Here is a 19,980-nt window from a genome sequence, read left to right as displayed (position 1 = left end):
GTCAGAGGTATCAGATTCAGCGGTGTCAGATGTCGAAGTAGTTGCGCCGGGTGACGCGTTTTCGGATGCGAGCGATCCGCTTGGGCAGGGTGCGCAGTGGTGACGGGATCGGCGAGGCGCGGAACACGGTCGGCGCGCTGGCGGCATTGATCGGTGCCGACGGAAGAACTGCGAACCTGCGGTCGACCTCGGCGAGTTCGGCCATGTAGCGAGCCGGATCCCCGCCGATATCGGGGTGATGTTCACGTGCCACAGCGCGCCGAGCCGCCTTGTACTCGGCGGCTCGGTTGTGCGCTGCGTGCTCGTTCACCTGGTCAGACTCGCACAATGTCCTCGACGGTGACGTGCACGGGGCCGTCGACCATCGCTGCCACTGTGCGACGCACGGCATCGGCGGTCTCGCGAACCGCGACACCGAACTCCAGCGTCACGTGAACCTCGGTTCCGTCCTCACTGCTTCGGATGCCGGCGATACGGCGTCCGGGCAGGTACGTCGCGGCCTCACCGAACATGCCGCCGTGCAGCCCGACGACACCGTCGATCGCCAGAACGGCGTCGGCGATGTCCTCGGACTTGTCACGATCCGTCATGTGCGGCTCGGTCACTGCACTCGGGTGGTGGCGGGCTCGGTGGTGTCGTCGTCGTCCGAGCCGTCGTCGAGGTAGATGTCGTGGACGACGATGTTGACCTCGGTGACCTCGAGACCGGTCATGCGCTCGACGGCGTTGATGACGTTGCGGCGGATGCCCGCTGCGAGGTCTGCGATGGAGACGCCGTAATCGGCGACGATGTCGATGTCGACTGCTGCCTGACGCTCGCCGACCTCGACCGAGACACCCTGCGACTGGTTGACGCGGGCACCGGGGATGCGCTCACGGAGAGCACCGATCGCGCGGCTGGCTCCGCCGCCGACGGCGTGCACTCCCTGAACCTCACGGGTGGCGATGCCGGCGATCTTGGAGACGACGGTATCGGCAATGGTGGTGCGGCCCTGCGAGCTGACGAGCACGGAATCCGACTTGGTGGTGATGTCGGTCTTTCCTTCGCCTGCAGCGGATACGGTTGCCTTGGTGTCCGTCGTGGAGCTCATGAATGCCTCTCTTCGTTTCGGTGTCTGGTGCGTCAGTGTGTGACAGGAGTTGGTCGTAGCTCGATGGTCGAAACGCACGTCCACATAAAGTGACCTACGTCATAGATTACGTCTGCTGGTAAACCGGTATCGAAGACTGGCGTGATCGATGACCACGATGAAGTGAACGGGGGCCCGATGGAGTGGGTAGACGCGTCGGACCGCGTTCTCGTCGGCGCTGCGGCGCTCGGCGAGACCGATGCGTTCGAGGAGATCGTCCGGCGCTACGGCCCGGAGATGTTTCGGTATGCGCGCAACATGTTGTCCGATCAAGGTGCCGCCGAGGAGGTGGTGCAGGACGCGTTCGTGGCAGCGTGGAAGGGCCTCGACAACTTCCGTGGGGACTCGGCTCTGCGAACCTGGCTGTTCTCACTGGTGTCGCACAAAGTGATCGATCATCGACGACGTCGCAGCGTTCCTCCCGCTGAAGATTGGGTATTCGAGCGCAAGAGCACCGGAGCGGGCAGCGATCCCGGGGCGGATGTCGAGGCCGACAGCTTCATGGCCGAGCTGGGCACAGCACTCGCCGAGCTGCCCTACCGTCAGCGGGCCTGCTGGCTGCTCCGCGAGGTGGAGGGCCTGACGCACCCCGAGATCGGCGCGATCATGACCCTGTCCGCCGGAGCAGTACGTGGTCAGTTGACCAGAGCACGAGCAACATTGAGCGAAAGGTTGGCAACATGGCGGACCCACTAGAGCCGGATTCGGTTCTCGCGCGTGCTGCCACCGAACTTCGGGACGCACCACAGGAACCGAATTGGGTGGACATCAGCGCGTCCATCATCACGAAGGTACGCAACACCACCAGACGGACGTGGCCGATCGACAGCGCGTTCCCCTCCGGCTCTGCTGCCGGACCGGCGGACTCACTCCGGGTCAGTGACCACATCGTCAAGACGACGCTTCGTCGTGCACTGGCGGACGTGCACGGCGCACAGCCCACCGAGATCGAACTCGACCTCGACGACCATGCCTGCATCGGTCTGTTCGTCGCGGTGATCGGGGTGTACGGCGACGACCTGCAGGCCGCGGGAGACGAGCTGGCGACCATCGCGATCGATACCGTGTCGGACCTGCTGGGCGTCATCCTCGGGCGCGATGTGGTCGAGATACGCGTCGACGACATCGAGGAGCGCTAGCCGTACCGGCCGAGTGAGGAGACAGACTGTGGCGGACAGGGGTGAGCTGCGGATCTACCTCGGCGCGGCACCGGGCGTCGGCAAGACCTTCGCGATGCTCGGTGAGGCCCACCGACTGACCAGCCGGGGCTGCGACGTCGTGGCAGCGGTCGTCGAGACACACGGCCGCGCTGGGACCATCGAGGCGCTCGACGGTATCGAAGTGCTGCCGATGGCGACCGTCGAATATCGGGGGTCGTCGGCGCAGGAACTCGATCTCGACGCCGTCCTGGCGAGGAAGCCTCAGGTGGTGCTCGTCGACGAACTCGCCCACACCAACACCCCGGGCAGTGTGCACGGTAAGCGGTGGCAGGACGTCGAGGTGCTGCTCGACGCCGGCATCGACGTCATCTCGACCCTCAATGTCCAGCACCTCGAATCGCTCAACGACGTGGTGCAGCAGATCACCGGGGTACCGCAGCGAGAGACCGTGCCCGACAGCGTCGTTCGTGCTGCCGACGAGGTGGAACTGGTCGACATCACTCCCGAGGCGCTCCGCAGTCGGCTGCGGCACGGCAACGTCTACGCCGCCGAGAAGGTCGACGCGGCACTGAGCAACTACTTCCGGGGCGGCAACCTGACGGCGCTGCGGGAACTCGCACTGTTGTGGATCGCCGATCAGGTCGACGCGGCATTGGTGAAGTACCGCAAGGACAATCGCATCACCGAGACGTGGGAAGCCCGCGAGCGCGTGGTGGTGGCCGTGACCGGCGGACCGGAATCGGAGACGCTGCTGCGCCGCGCCAGTCGCATCGCCTCGAAATCCAGTGCGGAGCTGATGGTGCTGCACATCGTCCGCGGCGACGGCCTGATGGGAGTATCGGCAGCGCAGATGGGCTCGGTGCGCAGGCTCGCCGCCGGGCTCGGTGCGAGCGTCCACAGCGTCGTCGGCGACGACGTGCCGACGACGCTGCTCGACTTCGCCCGCGGGGTGAATGCAACCCAGCTGGTGATCGGTACCTCGAGACGGTCGCGCGCGGCGCGGATCCTGGACGAGGGCATCGGCGCAGCAGTGGTGCAGAACTCGGGAAAGATCGACGTGCACATGGTCACTCATGCCGAGCAAGCCCGCCGCAGGGGCATCCAGGTCGATTCGGGGCGGCGACGAATTCTGGCGTGGGTCGCCGCCGTACTGGTGCCCTGCCTCGCCGCCGCCGTACTGAGCACGGTCGGACCGAACTTCGACTCCAGCGGCGAGAGTGCTCTGTTCTTCATGGTGGTGCTCTGCGTTGCGCTGCTGGGAGGAGTTGCGCCGGCGGCACTCTCGGCGTTGATCGCGGGATTCCTGCTCAACTACTTCTTCACCACACCCCGGTACAGCCTCACCATCGCCGAGCCGGAAAATTTTGTCGTCACCGTCGTGCTGCTGCTGATGGCCGTTGCCGTCGCCGCGCTGGTCGATGCCGCAGCCCGGCGGACGCGTCAGGCACGGAGGGCGACCCAGGAAGCCGAGCTGTTGACGTTGTTCGCCGGATCGGTGCTCCGCGGAGCCGACCTGACGGCACTGCTCGAGCGCGCCCGTGAGACCTATCGCCAGAGTGGTGTGGCGCTGTGGGACAACCAGTCTCAGTCGATCGTGGGCAGCACCGGTGAGCAGGCGCCGATCGATCGAACCGGAGCCGATACCGAGGTCGACGCAGGCGACTTCACGTTGTTGCTCGTCGGCGAACGCACTCGCGCGCACGATCGGCGGGTGCTCGCGGCGGTGGCCAACCAGGCTGCCGGCATGGTTCGTCAGTCTCGGCTGGCCGAGGAAGCCAGCCGCGCCAACGCACTAGCCGAGGCCGATGCGCTGCGTCGAGCATTGCTCTCGGCCGTCAGCCACGATCTCCGGACGCCACTGTCCGCCGTCAAGGCGGCGTCCTCGTCTCTGCGTAGCACCGACGTGCAGTTCTCACCCGAGGACACCGAGGAATTGCTCGCCACGATCGACGAATCGGCCGATCAGCTGACCGCTCTGGTGAGCAATTTGCTCGACTCCTCGCGGCTGCAAGCCGGTGTGGTGCAACCGAGTCTGCGTCCCGTCTTCGTCGACGACGTGCTGAGCGGCGCGCTGGTCCAAGCAGACGATCGTGTGCGGGTCGAGGTGGGTGACGTCGAAGTACTGGCAGACCCTGGCCTGCTCGAACGGGTGCTGGCGAACCTGGTGGACAACAGCGCCCGGTACGCGCCCACCGGAGACATCACGGTCAGGGCCGCGGTGCACGGCGAGCGGGCAACCATCTCGGTCGTCGATCACGGCCCCGGCATCACCGCGGGAGCCGAGGAAACGATGTTCGACGCGTTCCAACGCCTCGGGGACCGCGACAACTCGATAGGCGTCGGGCTGGGACTGTCGGTGGTGCGCGGATTCGTCCGAGCCATGGGCGGTACCGTCACGGCATCGAACACGGACGGCGGCGGGCTGACGATGACGGTGGAGCTGAAGGCGGCGAGTAGGTGAAGGTGCGGGTGCTCGTCGTCGACGACGAGCCACAGATCGTGCGAGCGCTGCGGATCAATCTCAACGTGCGCGGGTTCGAGGTCGTGAGTGCCGCAACCGGCGGTGAGGCGCTGCGGGTGGCTGCGAACTTCCACCCGGACATCGTGATTCTCGATCTCGGCCTACCCGACATCGACGGTATCGACGTCATCGCCGGTCTGCGCGGCTGGACCGAGGTGCCGATCCTGGTGCTCTCGGCGCGGACCGACTCGGCCGATACCGTCGAGGCACTCGATGCCGGCGCCGACGACTTCGTGACCAAGCCCTTCGGCATGGACGAGCTGCTGGCGCGATTGCGTGCTGCTCTGCGCCGCGGCCCGCAGACCGTGGCAGATCCTGTCGTCGAGACGGAGGACTTCACCGTCGACCTGGCCTCGAAAACCGTTGTGCGAGCGGGAGAGAGCGTGCACCTGACCCGCACCGAATGGGGTGTCCTCGAACTGCTCGTGCGCAACGAAGGCAAGCTGGTATCGCAGAAGGACATACTGCGGACCGTCTGGGGCCCCGGGCACGAGCGTGAAACACATTATCTGAGAATCTATCTCGGCCAGTTGCGGCAGAAACTGGAACGAGATCCGGCGGCTCCGGTGCATCTGATCACCGAAACCGGCATGGGCTATCGATTCGTGAGTTGACCGCTGGCCGCGCTCGCACCTATCCACGCTCGCACTTATCCGCCCAGTACCTCTCCCTCGCGGCGCGGGTCTGCTCCCCCGATCCAGCCGCCGTCGGTGCGCTGCAACGCGCTCAGTCCGCTGGACTGGTCTGCGACCGAGACCTGATGGCCCATCTCGCGCAATTTCACGACCACGGGATCGTTCTCACCCGTCACGTTCGGATGCTCACCGCCGTAGTTGGTCGACGGGGTGTTGGCCGCACCGAAGTCGACCATCGATACCGCCTGCTGTGGGTCCATGCCCCAATCGAGCAGTCCCACCAACGTTTTGACGACGAACTGAATGATCACCGATCCGCCGGGAGATCCGGCGACGAGAACGAGATCTCCGCGTGCGCCGTCGTCGCCGCGGTCGAACACGAGCGTCGGGGCCATCGAGCTTCGCGGACGCTTACCCGGCTCGACACGGTTGGCCATGGGAGTTCCGTCCTCGGCCACGGGAGCCGCGGAGAAGTCGGTGAGCTGATTGTTGAGCAGAAAGCCGTCGACCATGTGGAACGAACCGAAAGCCGACTCGACAGTCGTCGTCATCGAGGCGGCATTGCCCTCGCTGTCGACGATGGAGATGTGGCTGGTGCCGTGCTCGGGGTCGGTGGACGAGGCGAACTGAACCGGGCCGAAGTCGCCGGGCTGCGCGGTACCCATCGACTTGGACTCGTCGATGAGTCCCGCTCTGCTGCTGAGGTATTCGGGGTCGAGCAAGGCGTCGGGGGATCCGCCGGGCAGGGGTACGAAGTCCGGATCGGCCACGTACTTGTCGCGATCGGCGTAGGCCAGTCGCTCGGCCTCGGAGATCAGGTGCACGGCCTCGGCCGTCGGGGTACCGCCGTTGGCGTCCATTCCCGTCGGCGCGTACTGCGCCAGATCGAAGTTGGACAGAATGCCCATCGTCGACGCCACTGCAATGCCGCCCGACGACGGTCCCGGCATGCCGCAGATGTCGTGGTCGCGGTACTCGGTGCATACGGCGGTACGGGTTTTGGGTTCGTACGCCGCGAGATCTTCCAGCGTGATCTGTCCCGGAGTGCGGCCCGCGGTGGTATCGGCCGTCGCATCGACGATGGCCTGGGCGATGTCGCCGGTGTAGAAGGCGTCGGCACCGTCGGTTGCGATGGCAGACAGCGTCTTCGACATGGCCGGGTTGTTCAGAACCGTCCCGGCGGGTTTTCCGGTGCCGTCCGGCTGCAGGAAGTAGGCCTTGGATGCGGGGTCGAGGGCGAGCTTCGGTGCCGAGTCGGCAATGGACGAGGCCATGCGCGGGCTGATCTCGATTCCGTTGTCGGCGAGACCGATTGCAGGCTGGAAGAGATCCCCCCACGGCTTGTCGCCGTGATCGTCGTGGGCTTGCTCGAGCATCCGCAGGACGCCCGGTACGCCGATCGATCGGCCACTGGACCGTGCATCGGGTTGTGGCACAGTGCGGTTCACATCGTCGATGTATCGCAGGTAGTCGCCGGTGGCGCTCATCGGAGCGGTCTCGCGGCCGTCGTAGCTCTGCACCTCGCCGGACGCCGCGTCGTAGTACATCAGGAATGCACCGCCGCCGATTCCGGACGACTGCGGTTCGACGAGGCCGAGCACCGTCTGCGCGACGATCAGTGCGTCGGCCGCGGTGCCGCCGTCACGCAGCACCTCGCAGGCTGCTTCGGTCGACACCGGGTTTGCCGTCGAGACCGAGTACGAGGCTGTCTCCACCGGTGCCATGTTGGATCGATATCCGGTCGCGACTTCCGGATTGGTGGAGATGTCGCCCGAGCTCGCGCTTGGTGTCGCTCCTACCGGGGTGCCGCCGCTGGCACCGAGAACGCAACTGTTCTCGGCAGCGGAGTCGGTGCCGGTGCTGTCACTGCTGCTGCACGCGGCGAGCGGTACCAGCAGGAGAGCACAGGCAAGAGCGGTCGAGCGGAGTGGGCGCATTCCGGTTGCAGACACCGCCCGACGCTAACACCGTGATCACCGTCGCTGCGCCGATTCGAGCAGCCAGTGTGCGATGGGTGCAGGCCTGCCGAACAGGAAACCCTGCGCGAAGCCGCATTCGAGCGACTCGATGATCGAGGCCTGCGCCTCGGTCTCGACGCCCTCGGCCACCGTTCTCACCGGCAGGGCCGACGCCATGGCGACGATCGCGCGAATCAGTTGAGTATCGGATTCGGAGTGTCCGATCTCGTGCACGAACGACTTGTCTATCTTGAGCAGTGCGATCGGCATCGCGCGCAACCTGTTCAACGAGGAGTAGCCGATTCCGAAGTCGTCGAGCACGATGAGAACACCCATGGCAGCGAGCCGATCGAGAAGGCTCTTCGCCGTGCCGATGTCGTCGATCAGAACGCTTTCGGTGATCTCCAGCGCCAGATCCGCTCCGCTGAGGCCGTACTCGTCGAGCAGTCCTCTCACGATGGTCGGCAGCGAGTCGTCCCGTAGTTGCATCGGGGACACGTTCACCGACATCGTGACGTCCTGACCGTGCGCGCGCAGCGTCACCAGATCCGAGAGCGCGGACCGCAGCACCCATTCTCCGATCTCCTTGATCAGACCGGTCGATTCGGCAATCGGAATGAATTCGTTGGGGGTACTCACCCGGCCTTCCCTGTTCCAGCGGAGGAGCGCCTCGTAGACGACGGTAGTGCGCGAGGCGGTGTCGACGATCGGCTGGTAGTACACCTCGAGCTCGCCGCGTCTGATCGCGCCGCGCAGCGCGGTTGTGGTCTCCATCGCGGAAGTGGCACGTGCGCGCAAGGATTCGTCGAAGAACGCGTAGCGCGCCGCGCCGAGGGATTTGGCGTGATACATCGCGGTATCGGCCTCGCGGATGGCGTCGTGCAGTCGATCTGCATCGGCGATGCCGACCGATGCCGTGACGTAGGCCATCGCAGCGCTGAGCGGGAACGGCTCGTTCATTCGGTCGATGATGCGACGGGCCAACGCTTCTGCGCCGAGACGATCGCACCGGGACAGGATGACGAATTCGTCGCCCGCGTATCTGACGACGGAGTCGCCGGCACCGACGGCGGCGCGGATACGCCGCGCCGCGGCGACGATCAGTTCGTCACCGACGCGGTGGCCGTACGAGTCGTTGACGATCTTGAAGTTGTCGAGGTCGACGAACAGGACGCAGGTGCGTCCAGGAGCCTGCGAGCGGTCGTGTCGGGCGTATTCCTCGTCCAGCATCGTGCGGTTCGGCAGGCCGGTCAACAGGTCGTGAGCCGCGAGATACTTGGCGTGCTCCTTGCCGAACTGAACTCTGGTGAGTGCGCGTTCGCCGCGCAGAAAGGCACCGACCAGGATCGAGGCCAGCAGCAGCGAACGCACGACCAGGTCTCCGGTGGAGACCGCCGAGCCCAGTAGGGGCACGGTGGCGCACACGACCAGCAGCATCACCACGAACACGACCCGGCGGTTGCTGTGGGCGGGTGCCGGATCCTGCCGCTGAGAGACGGTGCGCATCGACGGATCGAGTGCTGCCATCGCCAGGGAGAGGTACGCGAAGAGGTAGATACCGTCGAGCAACCCCGAGGACGGCGCGTCGGCAGTCGTGGCAGCGAATGCGTACGAAACGTCCCCGACGAGCGTCGCAATCAGCGCGATCAGCGCCCACTGCAACGCCGCTGTGCGGGGTTTGGACGAGTACAACAGGTAGGTGGTCAGCGTGATCAGCGCTGCGTCGATCGCTGGGTACACGCCGTTCACCACAGTCGATGCCGACGAGTGCGAGGATTCGAGGGCCGGTGAGATGAACAGCAACCACGACAGAAACAGGGTGCCGAGGAAGATCAGGCCCGCGTCGACCAGTGGTGTTATGTCGTCGATCGACTGGCGATCTCGGATCCACCGCGACAGTGCGTATCCGACGAGTACGTACCCGGTGAGGGTGAACAGGTCGGGTAGCAACGTGAAGGAATGGGTCAGCGTGCTGGGATCGCTACGGAGAGAGACGCCGAACATGAACAGTACCGAGGCCCCGAACAGTGCCCACCAGCATCGAGAGTCGTCGGGACGGTAGCGGCGAATGGCGGCGCTGATGGCGAGCACCGAGCCGACGGCGACTGTGGCCAGGACGCCGGCCCTCACGTCGGCGTCGCCGAGAACGAAGACAGTGGTGGCTACGACGACCACGGCGGCCAGTCCTGCTGTTCGTTTGGATTGGACGGCAAAGGGCGCAGCGACCTTCGTATTCATCGAAGGACCTACTTCCTTCTCGCTCGCGGCCTGCACACCGCTTCTTTCTCGACGCCTCCATCGGTGAATATACGTCTTCGGTCAGTGGATTCGGTGACAGATCTCTCCTAAGGAGGCACAGCTGTCAGGTCGCCACCGCGGACGTGCTCCGCTGGACTGCGATGCGGACGTCCTCTTCGATCAGGTCACCGTTGATCGCAGCACCGGCTCGCACTCCGGCAGCCGAGGCAGCGACCACCGTGTCCATCGGCGCGGCGACGTTACCCGCCACCCAGACACCGGGCACAGAGGTGGCACCGACGGGGTCGGCCTCGATGTAGGTGCCGAGAACGTGGTCGTTCATCACCATCTCGGTGGTGCCGATTCCGAGCGAGACCAGGATGTCGGCGCGAGAGGTGAAGTTGGGTCCCACGACCAACGCGTCGAGTCGGACCTGCCGCCCGTCCGCCAGCGTGACGCCCACGATCGCGTCGTCGGCGACGTCCACCCGAGCGATCTCCTCGTCCACCACCTCGATGCCGCGGGCGGCCAGACGGCCCTGATCCTCGTCGGTGAGTTCCGGTGCCAGGTGTGCGAACACTGTGACGTGTTCGGTGAGCTGACGCCACATCTGCGCCTGATGTCCGACGAGTGGGCTACCGATGATTCCGATTCTGTGGTCGCGGACCTCCCAGCCGTGGCAGTACGGGCAGTGGAGTACGTCGCGGCCCCACCGCTGGGCTAGGCCTGGGATGTTCGGGAGAACATCGCTGAGGCCGGTGGTGACCAACAGGCGGCGGCCACGCACGACGGAGCTGTCGCCCAGTGTGACCTCGAACCCGGATTCGGTGCGGATTGCCGACCGGGCGGTGCCCTCGATGATGTGGACCCCGTAGCGACGTGCCTCGTCGCGGCCGAGCCGGACCAGTTCGAGCGGCGACTCGCCGTCACGGGTGAGGTAGTTGTGCGAATGTGCTGCAGGCGCATTGCGGGGGTCGCCGGCGTCGACGACCACGACCGAGCGTCGGGACCGGCCGAGGGCCACGGCAGCGCTGAGACCGGCAACGCCGCCGCCGACGATGATCGCGTCGACCAGGGTGTGGTGAACAGTGTCTGATGTCATGCCCGGAAGTCTGCGGCCGACTGCAATGCATTGGCAAGAATAATTGCCGATTCAGCAACATATTCAAGAGGAGAATACCGTTAGGCGTGATTCGCTCGGCCTAACCGGGGAATGGACTGGTTTCGACCCGGAATGGCCATCCACCGCACTGCCGCTACCGCCGGTAAGCGCGGATGCACCGCTTGAACAGGCAGTTCGCTCGAGGTCTACTGGTCGGTAAGAATCGAGCCGGGGGGGGGCGCATGGGGCATTTCGAGATCGGCGAGACCGTTGTCGCGGTCCGAAATCTGGGACGCGTGCGGTGGCGCAGCGGTATCGCCAAGGGAACCGTCGGAATCGTCGTCGGCGTGGATTGGCTCGGTGACGCCCGGGTGAACTTCACCGTCGACGGATCGATGCGTGCCCGAGGCGAAACGGTGGAACACATCGTCGCCGACGGCGACGTCCGCACGTTGCGGGCCGCTCCCCGCCGGCTGACCGGCTAGTTGCTGTCGGTGCGCTCGTCCGAGGTCGCGGGGCCGGTTTCGATTGCGCCGCCTTCGCTCGACCAATCGTTGTCTTCCGCCGCCGCGGCCGGGTCTGACGTGACGTCCTTCTCGGCGTCGGGGGCAGAGTTCTCATCGTGCTTGGGATCAGTCATGGGTGCCGTGTACCCGTGCGGTGCCGGACGAACCGTCGGCACCGCACGGGTGCTCGATCGGCCGCTCTCTACAGGCCGAAGGGCAGAGTGCCCGGTGCCAGCTCGAAGCCGCTGCTGCCTGCGGAGATGGAGCCGAAGCCGCCGAGGATCGCGTTGATGAAATTGGTGATCATGAAATGTTCCTGCCTTCGTTGTGTAGATGTTTCGTGCGGACAACCCGGTCGAGGCTACCGGCAGCGGTAGCGTCGAGGCTGTGAGAATCCAGGGAATCCTCGCCGGTGTTGCTGCGGCTGCCTGTGCGCTCACGGCATGCACGACGGGATCTCCCGCGCCGACTGCGAGCTCTTCCGCCTCGCTCGACTACGTGGCCCTCGGGGATTCGGCCGCGTCGGGCCCGCGCATTCCCGACCAGGTCGGCGCGCCGGGATGCCAGCAATCCGATTCCAACTACCCGCACGTTCTCGCGGAAGAGCTCGCTGTCGCTTCGTTCGTGGATGTGACGTGCTCGGGTGCGATCACCGAGAACATCGTCTCCACTCCGCAGGCCACGTCCAGCGGTGACGTTCCGGTGCAGCTCGATGCTCTGTCTGCAGACACCGATCTCGTGACCATCACGATCGGAGGTAACGACATCGGACTGGTGTCGACGGCCGTGGGCTGTCTGACCTTCACAGCGTCGTCGGCAACCAACGTCTGCAAGGACCGGCTCACTGCGGGCGGCGTCGACACCGTCGCCGCAGCCATCGCGGAGAAGGCACCGAACTGGGGAGCCATGCTCGACGCGGTGACCGAACGTGCGCCCGACGCGCGGATCCTGGTCGTCGGTTACGGCACGTATCTGCCGGACGGTGGCTGCTTCCCCACTCAGCCGATGCTGCCCGAGGACGCCGACTACATCCAGGGCAGCATCACCGCGATGAACGAGGCCCTGAAGACTCAGGCCGACGAACACGGTGCCGAGTTCGTCGACACCGAGGCGCTGAGTGTGGGCCACGACGTCTGCGTCGCTCCCGATCAGCGGTACTTCGAGGGAGTCATCCCGCAGAATCCCGCTGCGCCACTGCATCCGACGGCGGCCGGAATGGCGGCGATAGGTGACGCGGTCGCGGAGGCCGTGCGCGCCGGGTAGGTAACCACGACATGGCAACTGGCCATGGAGCAGTCGGCCTCGGTCGCCCATGCTCGACACCATGGTCTCGTATTCCGCTGTGATCGGGGTGTTCGCGGTGGCTCTGGCGTTGGTTCTGACGCCGGGGCCCAACATGATCTACCTCGTCTCGAGAAGCATCTCGCAAGGCAGGCGGGCGGGAATGGTGTCGCTCGCAGGTGTGGCCGTCGGCTTCCTCGTCTATCTGACGGCCACCAATCTCGGCCTGGCAGCGGTGTTCACGGCCGTGCCCGCGCTGTACACCGCGGTCAAGCTCGCGGGTGCCGCCTACCTTGCCTGGTTGGCGGTGCAGGCTCTGCGCGGGAGCGTCTCGGCATTCGAACCGACCGAGCTGCAACAGGATTCGACCCAGCGGCTGTTCACCATGGGTCTGGTGACCAACCTGCTGAACCCGAAGATCGCGATCATGTACATCTCGGTCATTCCGCAGTTCGTCGATCCCGCGGCCGGTCACCTTCTGCTGCAGGGCTTCACGCTCGGCGGCGTGCAGATCGCCGTCGCGGTGGCGGTCAACCTGGCGATCGTGGTGCTGGCCGGATCGATCGCCCGATTCCTCGCCGTCCGGCCCACCTGGCTGAAGATGCAGCGCTATCTCATGGGTACCGTGCTCGGACTGCTCGCTGTGCGCGTGGCGACCGACGGGGGCAAACCGGTCCCGGCTTGAGCCATGTATGCGCGCCACCCGCCGAATTCGGTGATGTCGGTTCCTTTCTCGGCTGCGTCATGAGCACAGCAGAACCCGGTGACCCAGCGTCCGTCCGACAACTCGACCGGCCCGAGGCCCATCGGCGCGGGCAACCCGGCGAGGAAGGTGCCGAGTGCGGCCGCGGACATTCGGTAAAGCTCTCCGGCAATGGGTGCGCCTTCGGCTTCTCTCCGCACCAGCCCGGGCTTGGGCGGTGTGGTGTGCAGATCCACGAGTCGATAGTCCGCAGATGTGGTCACCTCCCCGCTGAACCGTGCGCCGCGTTCGGTCAATTGGTGGTGCACCGGAAAACCGCGCAGGTGCGCTCCTACGGCCAACACCTCGATACCGTCGTCGATCAGCGACGGAGAAGCGATGCCACCCAGTCGAGCGGCGAGGTCGATCGCGATCTGATCCTCGAAAGCGGGGACGACGAACATGACTCCGAAGGAACTGCCGTCCGACGTCGGGGCACCGGGAACCGCCACCGCTGCCATGTCGAGCAGATTGCAGAAGTTGGTGAACGTACCGAGGCGACGGTTGATGCCGATCGGATCCGATTGCACCGCAGCGATGGTCGGGTGTTCGGTGGTGGTGGGCAGCAGTAGACCGTCGAACCCGTTCAGCTGTGCGCGGGCCGCAGTCTCGGCTTCGGCGAGAGCGGCGAGATCGTCCACGTACCGGTGGGCGGACGGCTCCGCCGCCGATCCGACGATCGCGGCCACGGTGGGATCGGCCCCGGCGGGCGCGGTGTCGAGGAACTTCCCGACGGCCGAATACCGCTGCGCCACAATGGCTCCGTCGTAGAGCAACTTTGCCGCGTCGAGCAGCCCCGAGATATCGACTTCGACGTGGGTGAAGCCCTTCTCGGCCAGGCCTGCGACCGTCTCCTCGAATGCCCGACGGTACGCCGGGCTCAACGACGTCAGATCCTCACCTCGCGGGACGGCGACACGGGGTTGCGGGGATGCGGCCAACCGGACGTCGGTGGGCCACGCTCGGCTCCGTGGATCGGTAGCGGTAGGCCCGGTCATCACTTTCATTGCCGCCGTGGCACTGTCGAGATCGTGAGCCAGCACGGTGACGCAGTCGTAGTCGGCACACGCAGGAACCACGCCGGTATTGGGCACGATTCCCAATGACGCCTTGATTCCCACCAAGCCGTGGAACGCGGCGGGGACTCGTCCCGAACCAGCTGTGTCGGTGCCGATTCCGATGTCGGCGATGCCCAGTGCCACCGCAGCAGCGGAGCCGGAGCTGGATCCGCCCGACACCAGTGTGGGGTCCCAGGCGCAGCGCACTGCCCCGTAGGGGCTACGAGTGCCGACCAGTCCGGTGGCGAACTGATCCAGGTTGGTCTTGCCCAGCACCAGTGCGCCCTGGCTCGTCAGGCGCTCGATGGCAGTGGCGGATTCTGTCGGCGCATAGGCGAATTCGGGGCAGGCGGCAGTAGTGGGCAGACCCGCGACGTCGATGTTGTCCTTGACCGCAACCAGCACGCCGGCGAGCGGCAGATCTGCGCCTGCCTCCAGGGCATGTTCGAGAGCCGTGGCCTCGGCCAGCACGTCGTTCTCGTCGCGCAGGGTGATCCACACCTCGGGCCGATCGACCTCGGCGATCCGCTTGTAGGCCTGCAGAACTCGTTCTCGTACCTCAGGCTGCATCGGTTCTGCCCTTCGTCGTATCGAATTCGCCTGCTGCCGACCACGCGTCGCGCTCGGCACCGAAGGCGACGGCTTGTCTCGCGCGGAACTCGGCGATGGAGTCCGCGTTGGTCTCCAGGAAGTTCTCGTGCTCGGCGAGAGAGAACTCACCGTCGGTGATGTCCACTCCGCCGCCGCGGCCGGCCGCCAGATCGGCGCGTAGGTCCATCAGTTCCTCGGGTTCGACCGAGTACCAGGAGATTCGGTCGAAGAACCGGAGCAACCACGGGGTGCCCTCCTCGAACGGTCCGTCACTGTGCGCGGCGCTGTGGCTCCACACCTGCGTGGTTCGACCCACGAACTGGTATCCGCCGGGACCCTCCATACCGTAGATGCACAGGTACGCTCCGCCGATACCGACGGCATTTTCCGGCGTCCAGGTGCGGGCCGGGTTGTACTTCGTCGTCACCAGGCGGTGCCGCGGGTCCAACGGGGTCGCCACCGGAGCACCCAAGTACACGTCACCGAGTCCGAGCACCATGTAGTCGGCGGCGAACACGGTGTCGAAAACGTCTGCCACGGAATCGAGTCCGTTCATCCGCCTGATGAACTCGATGTTCCAGGGACACCACGGGGCGTCGGCGCGCACACCATGCATGTATCGCTGGATCGCTTCCCTGGTCGACGGGTCGTCCCACGACAGCGGCAGGCGAACCTGGCGGCTGGGCACCACGAGTTCCGAGGCTGCGGGTAGATCGTCCTCGACCTCGGCGAGCAGTCCCATCAGCGAATCGATCGACAGCACATCGGGATTCACCTTCACCTGCAGTGAGCGGATTCCCGGTGTCAGGTCCAGCAGGCCTCGGGGTGCGATGCCCTCGATCCGCTGGTGCAGCGCGTGCACCCGCGCTCGCAGGGTGAGGTCAAGTTTCATGTCGCCGTATTCGACTAGCACGTTGTCGTCGCCCGACCGGCGATAGGTGACGCACGTATCGGCGTCGCGTCGAGCGATGACGCCGTCGTCGCCGTCACCGCCGGCGGAGAAGACTGCGGGCAGTGATGCGCGCCGGGCGAGGCCGAGCGATCCCAACGGTGCGGTGGCCGCAGCCCGGACCGGAACGAATCGGATGGTGTCTCCGGGACGAAGTTGGCCGAGCTTCCAGCGTTCGGCTGCGACAACGGTAACGGGACAGACGAATCCGCCGAGGCTGGGTCCGTCGGGGCCGAGCAGGATCGGGGTGTCACCGGTGAAGTCCAATGCACCGACGCTGTAGGCGTTGTCGTGGATGTTGGACGGGTGCAGTCCGGCCTCGCCGCCGTCGGCGCGAGCCCACTGCGGCTTGGGACCGATCAGCCGGACTCCGGTGCGATCGGAATTGAAGTGCACCTCGTAGCGGGTGGCGTAGAGGGTGTCGATGTCGTCTCGGGTGAAGAACTCGGGCGCGCCGTGCGGGCCTTCGGTGACGGCGATGTCCCAGGCGGACGTCAGCACCGGCAGGTGTTCCATCGGGATGGGTCCGAGGACGGCGGAGTTGTCGGAGCGGCCGGCCAGTCCGATGATGTCGCCCTCGCCCAGGATGCCGCCGCGGTGTCCGCCGAACTTGCCGAGAGTGAATGTTGCTGCGCTGCCGAGGTAATCCTCGACGTCCAGGCCGCCCTGGATCAGTACGTACACCCGCAGCCCGTGGCCGGTGGTGGTGCCCACGTCCAGCTTTGCACCGGCGGGGACCAGCACGGGTCGCCACTGCGGTGCCGATTTTCCGTCGATGCGCACCGGCACCGCCGCTCCGGTGACGCAGATGTAGGTATCGGTGTCGAACGCCAATGCCGGCCCGGCCATGGTCGATTCGAGTCCCGGTGCACCCTCGGGGTTGCCGAGCGCGGTGTTGCCGAGGCGGAACGACAGATCGTCCATCGGTCCCGACGGCGGCACGCCCACCTTCCAGTAGCCGACGCGTCCCGGCCAGTCCTGGACCGTGGTGAGCATTCCGGGCCGCTGGACGGTCATCTTGGCCGCTGTCGAATTCACCGCGTTCATGCCCCCGCCGACTCTCGCGTCACGATCATCTGAACCGCAGTGGGGTCGAATCCGTTGCAGGGGTTGTTGATCTGCGGGCAGTTCGAGACCAACACGAGGGTGTCGATCTCGGCACGCAGTGAGAGCTTCTTGCCGGGGGCCGACAAGCCGTCGACGATGCCGAGGGTGCCGTCCGCGTCGACGGGGACGTTCATGAAGAAGTTGATGTTGGGGGCCAGGTCTCGCTTGCCGAGACCCCACTTGGAACCTTCGATGAGGAAGTTCTCGACGCAGGCGTGTTGGTGCTGGGTGTGGTGGCCGTAGCGCAGAGTGTTCGATTCCTTGGAGCACGCTCCGCCGACGGTGTCGTGGTTGCCTACCTCGTCCTCGACGATCGTCATCAACGGCGTCGAATCATCGCTGCGCAGAACGGTTCCGGTGGTGAGGAACAAGTTCTGTTGCGCGGTGACCGTCGCGGCGGCGGAGTAACGGAGCGAGTGGTCGTGTGCGCTGTACAGCAGGGTGTCGACGGCCTGATTGCCGTACAGGTCGACGATGGTCAGGACGTCACCGGCCTCGACGATGGCAGACCAGGGACCGAATGCCGGTGCGATTTCGTCTCTGACGATCGTGGTCTCGAGGGTGCTCGCGGTCATTGCGCTGCCTTCCATGCGGTCTCGGTGTTCTGCACTGCACGCTGGTATTCCGGTTCGGTGTTGTCGAGCGAGAGCAGCTCTTCGGGTGCCTTCCAGGCCAGAACGTCGAGTGTCGTTGTGGGGTACTCGAGGCTGGGGTCGAGCGGGTGAGCGGTGTTGGCGAGCAACACGATCACCGGCAGATGGATGAGCAGATCCACCGAGCGTCCCGGGCCGGCCGAGCCTGTGCTGACGAGGCCGCCGTCCGCGGCGACGGTGACACCGTGGAAGAACGACAGGGACGGTGCCACATCCCGCGGTTCGAGTCCGTGCTTGGCTGCGGCGAGGGTGAACAGTTCACGCCCCGATGGGGCCGACGAATGTGGCCCGCTCACTCCGTATTTGGCGGTGTTCGTAGCGGAGGATGTTGTGCCGCACAACGCATCGTGATGGCCGGACGTGTCGTCGACGATGGTCGCCAGCACTCGGCCCTGGTCCGAGAGCAGGGGATGGCCTGCGCTGAGGTACGCCTGCCAGGGAACCTTGACGGTGTCGGCGGTGTTGAGCCGTTCCCACGGCGCGTCGACGCGATAGAGCAGCAGGTTGGCGCAGGCAGCACCATCGACGTCGACGAGACGCAGGCGGGTTCCGCGAGCCAGGACCTTGGTGGTGTAGCTTCCGCCGGGCACCGATTCTGCCCAGGTGAGCTCCGAGATGCCCTCCGGTGCTGTGGGTGCGGGCGCGACCGTCGCCTGGGATCGTGCGTGTTCTTTGGCGGAATACGTTGTTGCGGTGCTCATGGTTCAGGCTCCGATCGTGACGGGCTTGGGGTGTGCTTTGCCGTGGGGAAGGCAGGCGATGCCTACGACGATCACGGCGAGGACGGTCAGTGGTGCGGCCCACCGCAGCAAGGGGAATTCGCCGGTGGGGTCGAAGATCTCGGCCCGCGGCCACGACAGGTTGATCACCATCAGGCCGCCGTAGAGCACTGCGGCGATGTTGACGGGCAGGCCGAGGCGGCCGAGGGTGAAGAGCTTCTCGCCGTCGGCGTCCTTCTGCACTCCGCCGTGCGGCCAGCCCTTGAGTCGCTGGATCAGCAGCGGGACGGTGACCATCATGTAGGCGAGGTAGATCAGCACGATGCACACGCTCGACAGCGTGGTGAAGATCGCGGAGTTGCCGACGTTGACCGCGAGGATTGCCACGCAGGCCACGCCGATGAGCACCGAGGGCGCGATGGGAGTACCAGTGCGCGAGTTGACTTTTGCCAAGGCGGCGGACGCGGGAAGCCGACCGTCGCGGGCCATCGAGAACATAAGCCGCGAGGCCGCGGTCTGGATGGCGAGGGTGCAGATGAACACGGCGATGGCGACGTCGATGAGCAGGACCTTGCCCCACGGGGACGTGAGGATCGAGTCGATGACGTACGGAAGGCCCTGGGTCGCAAGCTGACCGTCGGTGAGGCTCGGTGCCGCCATGAGTGCGCCGACGATCATCAGGCCACCGCCGAGAGCCGATGCCGACAGTGCGAGGCGGATGGTGCGCGGTGCGACGCGTCGGGGATTGCGGGTTTCCTCGGCGAGCTCGCCTGCCGAGCCGAAGCCGACCATGACGTAGGCGGCCATCAGGCCCGAGATGATCCAGGCCCCGATGTAACCGGGATCGGCTCCGGCACTTCCGGTATCGAAGACGACCTGCGGTCCGCGCTCGGCATGGGTGAAGAACACCAGCACCAGCGCGATGACGCCGACGATCTCGCAGGTGACGCCGATGCTGTTGATGCGCGACATCCAGTTCACGCCGATGCAGTTGATGGTGGTGGTGAGTACCAGCAGAATCGATCCGAGCACAACGGCATTGGCAGCTCCGCTCGGCGAGGTGAGCGCGGTGTCTTCACCGATGAACTGGAATCCGCCCCAGACGCTGGGGAGTACGACCTGCAATGCGATGGCGGCGGCGGAAGCGGTGACGATCTGCGCGATGATCATGAACCATCCGGCGAACCACCCGACCAGTTCACCGCCCATGCGGCGTGACCAGTGGTAAATGGCACCCGAGATGGGATAGCGCGCGGCGAGTTCGGCGAAGTTGAGGGCCACCATGAACTGGCCGAGGAACACCAGCGGCCAGGTGAGAAAGAAGGCCGGACCGCCGAAGCTGAAGCCGAGGCCGAAGAGCTGGAAGATGGTGGTGAGGATCGAGACGAACGAGAAACCAGCGGCGAACGACGCGTACTTGCCGAGACTGCGGTGCAGCTGCTGGTCGTAGCCCAGGGCCGCGAGATCCGAATGGTCGGTGGTGGACGTCGGTTCCGAACCCGAGCCCGGGGCCGGCAGTGTTGTCGAGCTCATGTTCTCTCCTACGGGCGAGGTGGGTGGTGAGTGACCGCCCGCTGCATCGCCGAGGCGGGTTTCTGTCAGTTGATAGTTTTCGGCGCCGCCGTTCCCGG

Annotated in this window: 19 protein-coding genes; 7 read left to right on the top strand and 12 right to left on the bottom strand. The window is 65.7% G+C overall.

Annotated elements, in window-relative coordinates; translation table 11 throughout:
* Nucleotides 1-25: 25 nt before the first annotated feature.
* The 3 genes from CH286_RS07640 to CH286_RS07630 are packed head-to-tail and all read right to left on the bottom strand — an operon-like array spanning nt 26 to nt 1,090.
* A complete protein-coding gene (locus tag CH286_RS07640; protein WP_094608840.1) occupies nt 26-310 on the bottom strand; it encodes a hypothetical protein in 285 nt (94 codons plus the stop codon).
* A gap of 4 nt (nt 311-314) precedes the next feature.
* Complete coding sequence (locus tag CH286_RS07635) at nt 315-590, bottom strand: Asp23/Gls24 family envelope stress response protein (protein WP_032402278.1); 276 nt, start codon at nt 588-590, stop codon at nt 315-317.
* Between the two features lie 11 nt (nt 591-601).
* Nucleotides 602-1,090: an Asp23/Gls24 family envelope stress response protein gene (locus tag CH286_RS07630; RefSeq protein WP_032378652.1), complete on the bottom strand. Its 489-nt coding sequence runs from the start codon at nt 1,088-1,090 to the stop codon at nt 602-604.
* Nucleotides 1,091-1,267: 177 nt separating this feature from the next.
* Here CH286_RS07630 and CH286_RS07625 point away from each other — a divergent pair, with 177 nt between their 5' ends.
* Genes CH286_RS07625 through CH286_RS07610 form a run of 4 tightly spaced genes read left to right on the top strand, consistent with a single transcriptional unit; the run spans nt 1,268 to nt 5,424 of the window.
* The gene (locus CH286_RS07625) at nt 1,268-1,825 is read left to right on the top strand and encodes an RNA polymerase sigma factor (RefSeq protein WP_052058579.1); all 558 of its coding nucleotides are present in this window, start codon (nt 1,268-1,270) and stop codon (nt 1,823-1,825) included.
* Nucleotides 1,810-2,268 (top strand): hypothetical protein, encoded by a 459-nt coding sequence (locus tag CH286_RS07620; protein WP_094608839.1) that lies wholly within the window; start codon nt 1,810-1,812, stop codon nt 2,266-2,268. Before CH286_RS07625 ends, CH286_RS07620 begins: the two co-directional genes overlap by 16 nt.
* Nucleotides 2,228-4,750, top strand: coding sequence for an ATP-binding protein (locus tag CH286_RS07615; RefSeq protein WP_441347106.1), 2,523 nt, complete (start codon nt 2,228-2,230; stop codon nt 4,748-4,750). The genes CH286_RS07620 and CH286_RS07615 overlap by 41 nt, the downstream gene beginning before the upstream one ends.
* On the top strand, nt 4,747-5,424 hold the full coding sequence (locus CH286_RS07610; protein ID WP_037172334.1) for a response regulator: 678 nt from the start codon (nt 4,747-4,749) through the stop codon (nt 5,422-5,424). The genes CH286_RS07615 and CH286_RS07610 overlap by 4 nt, the downstream gene beginning before the upstream one ends.
* A 35-nt stretch (nt 5,425-5,459) precedes the next feature.
* Here CH286_RS07610 and ggt read toward each other — a convergent pair whose 3' ends face one another.
* From ggt to CH286_RS07595, 3 genes are all read right to left on the bottom strand, one after another.
* Nucleotides 5,460-7,382: a gamma-glutamyltransferase gene (ggt, locus tag CH286_RS07605; RefSeq protein ID WP_094608860.1), complete on the bottom strand. Its 1,923-nt coding sequence runs from the start codon at nt 7,380-7,382 to the stop codon at nt 5,460-5,462.
* A gap of 36 nt (nt 7,383-7,418) precedes the next feature.
* Nucleotides 7,419-9,641 (bottom strand): putative bifunctional diguanylate cyclase/phosphodiesterase, encoded by a 2,223-nt coding sequence (locus tag CH286_RS07600; protein WP_094608859.1) that lies wholly within the window; start codon nt 9,639-9,641, stop codon nt 7,419-7,421.
* 124 nt (nt 9,642-9,765) lie between these two features.
* Entirely contained in the window at nt 9,766-10,743 is a 978-nt protein-coding gene (locus tag CH286_RS07595; RefSeq protein ID WP_094608837.1) for an NAD(P)/FAD-dependent oxidoreductase, read from the bottom strand.
* Nucleotides 10,744-10,985: 242 nt separating this feature from the next.
* Here CH286_RS07595 and CH286_RS07590 point away from each other — a divergent pair, with 242 nt between their 5' ends.
* A complete protein-coding gene (locus tag CH286_RS07590) occupies nt 10,986-11,228 on the top strand; it encodes a hypothetical protein (protein ID WP_032402236.1) in 243 nt (80 codons plus the stop codon).
* On the opposite strand, the gene CH286_RS27810 is transcribed toward CH286_RS07590, so the two are convergent.
* Nucleotides 11,225-11,383 carry a hypothetical protein gene (locus CH286_RS27810; RefSeq protein ID WP_165430168.1) on the bottom strand — a complete coding sequence of 53 codons (159 nt, stop codon included), beginning with the start codon at nt 11,381-11,383 and terminating at the stop codon, nt 11,225-11,227. The two genes, CH286_RS07590 and CH286_RS27810, sit on opposite strands and share 4 nt — an antisense overlap.
* A gap of 253 nt (nt 11,384-11,636) precedes the next feature.
* On the opposite strand from CH286_RS27810, the gene CH286_RS07580 reads away from it, so the two are divergent.
* Together CH286_RS07580 and CH286_RS07575 are read left to right on the top strand one after the other, a co-directional pair.
* Nucleotides 11,637-12,512, top strand: a complete 876-nt coding sequence (locus tag CH286_RS07580; RefSeq protein ID WP_255182600.1) for an SGNH/GDSL hydrolase family protein — start codon at nt 11,637-11,639, stop codon at nt 12,510-12,512.
* A 61-nt stretch (nt 12,513-12,573) separates the two neighbouring features.
* Nucleotides 12,574-13,215: a LysE family translocator gene (locus CH286_RS07575; protein WP_094608858.1), complete on the top strand. Its 642-nt coding sequence runs from the start codon at nt 12,574-12,576 to the stop codon at nt 13,213-13,215.
* Here CH286_RS07575 and atzF read toward each other — a convergent pair.
* From atzF to CH286_RS07550, 5 genes are read right to left on the bottom strand one after another with little or no spacing between them, the layout of a single operon-like run.
* The gene (gene atzF / locus CH286_RS07570; protein WP_255182599.1) at nt 13,140-14,900 is read right to left on the bottom strand and encodes an allophanate hydrolase; all 1,761 of its coding nucleotides are present in this window, start codon (nt 14,898-14,900) and stop codon (nt 13,140-13,142) included. The two genes, CH286_RS07575 and atzF, sit on opposite strands and share 76 nt — an antisense overlap.
* Nucleotides 14,890-16,917, bottom strand: coding sequence for a 5-oxoprolinase/urea amidolyase family protein (locus tag CH286_RS07565; protein ID WP_094608835.1), 2,028 nt, complete (start codon nt 16,915-16,917; stop codon nt 14,890-14,892). The genes atzF and CH286_RS07565 overlap by 11 nt, the downstream gene beginning before the upstream one ends.
* Nucleotides 16,914-17,552 (bottom strand): urea amidolyase associated protein UAAP2, encoded by a 639-nt coding sequence (locus CH286_RS07560; RefSeq protein ID WP_094608834.1) that lies wholly within the window; start codon nt 17,550-17,552, stop codon nt 16,914-16,916. Before CH286_RS07560 ends, CH286_RS07565 begins: the two co-directional genes overlap by 4 nt.
* Complete coding sequence (locus CH286_RS07555) at nt 17,549-18,331, bottom strand: urea amidolyase associated protein UAAP1 (RefSeq protein WP_094608833.1); 783 nt, start codon at nt 18,329-18,331, stop codon at nt 17,549-17,551. The genes CH286_RS07560 and CH286_RS07555 overlap by 4 nt, the downstream gene beginning before the upstream one ends.
* A gap of 3 nt (nt 18,332-18,334) precedes the next feature.
* Nucleotides 18,335-19,882, bottom strand: coding sequence for an amino acid permease (locus tag CH286_RS07550; RefSeq protein WP_094608832.1), 1,548 nt, complete (start codon nt 19,880-19,882; stop codon nt 18,335-18,337).
* Between the last annotated feature and the right edge of the window lie 98 nt (nt 19,883-19,980).

It is taken from the genome of Rhodococcus sp. WWJCD1 (genome assembly GCF_002258735.1).
GTDB lineage: Bacteria > Actinomycetota > Actinomycetes > Mycobacteriales > Mycobacteriaceae > Rhodococcoides.
Note: the sequence above shows the minus strand (reverse complement) of the source record. Positions and strands in the feature narration are given on the sequence as shown.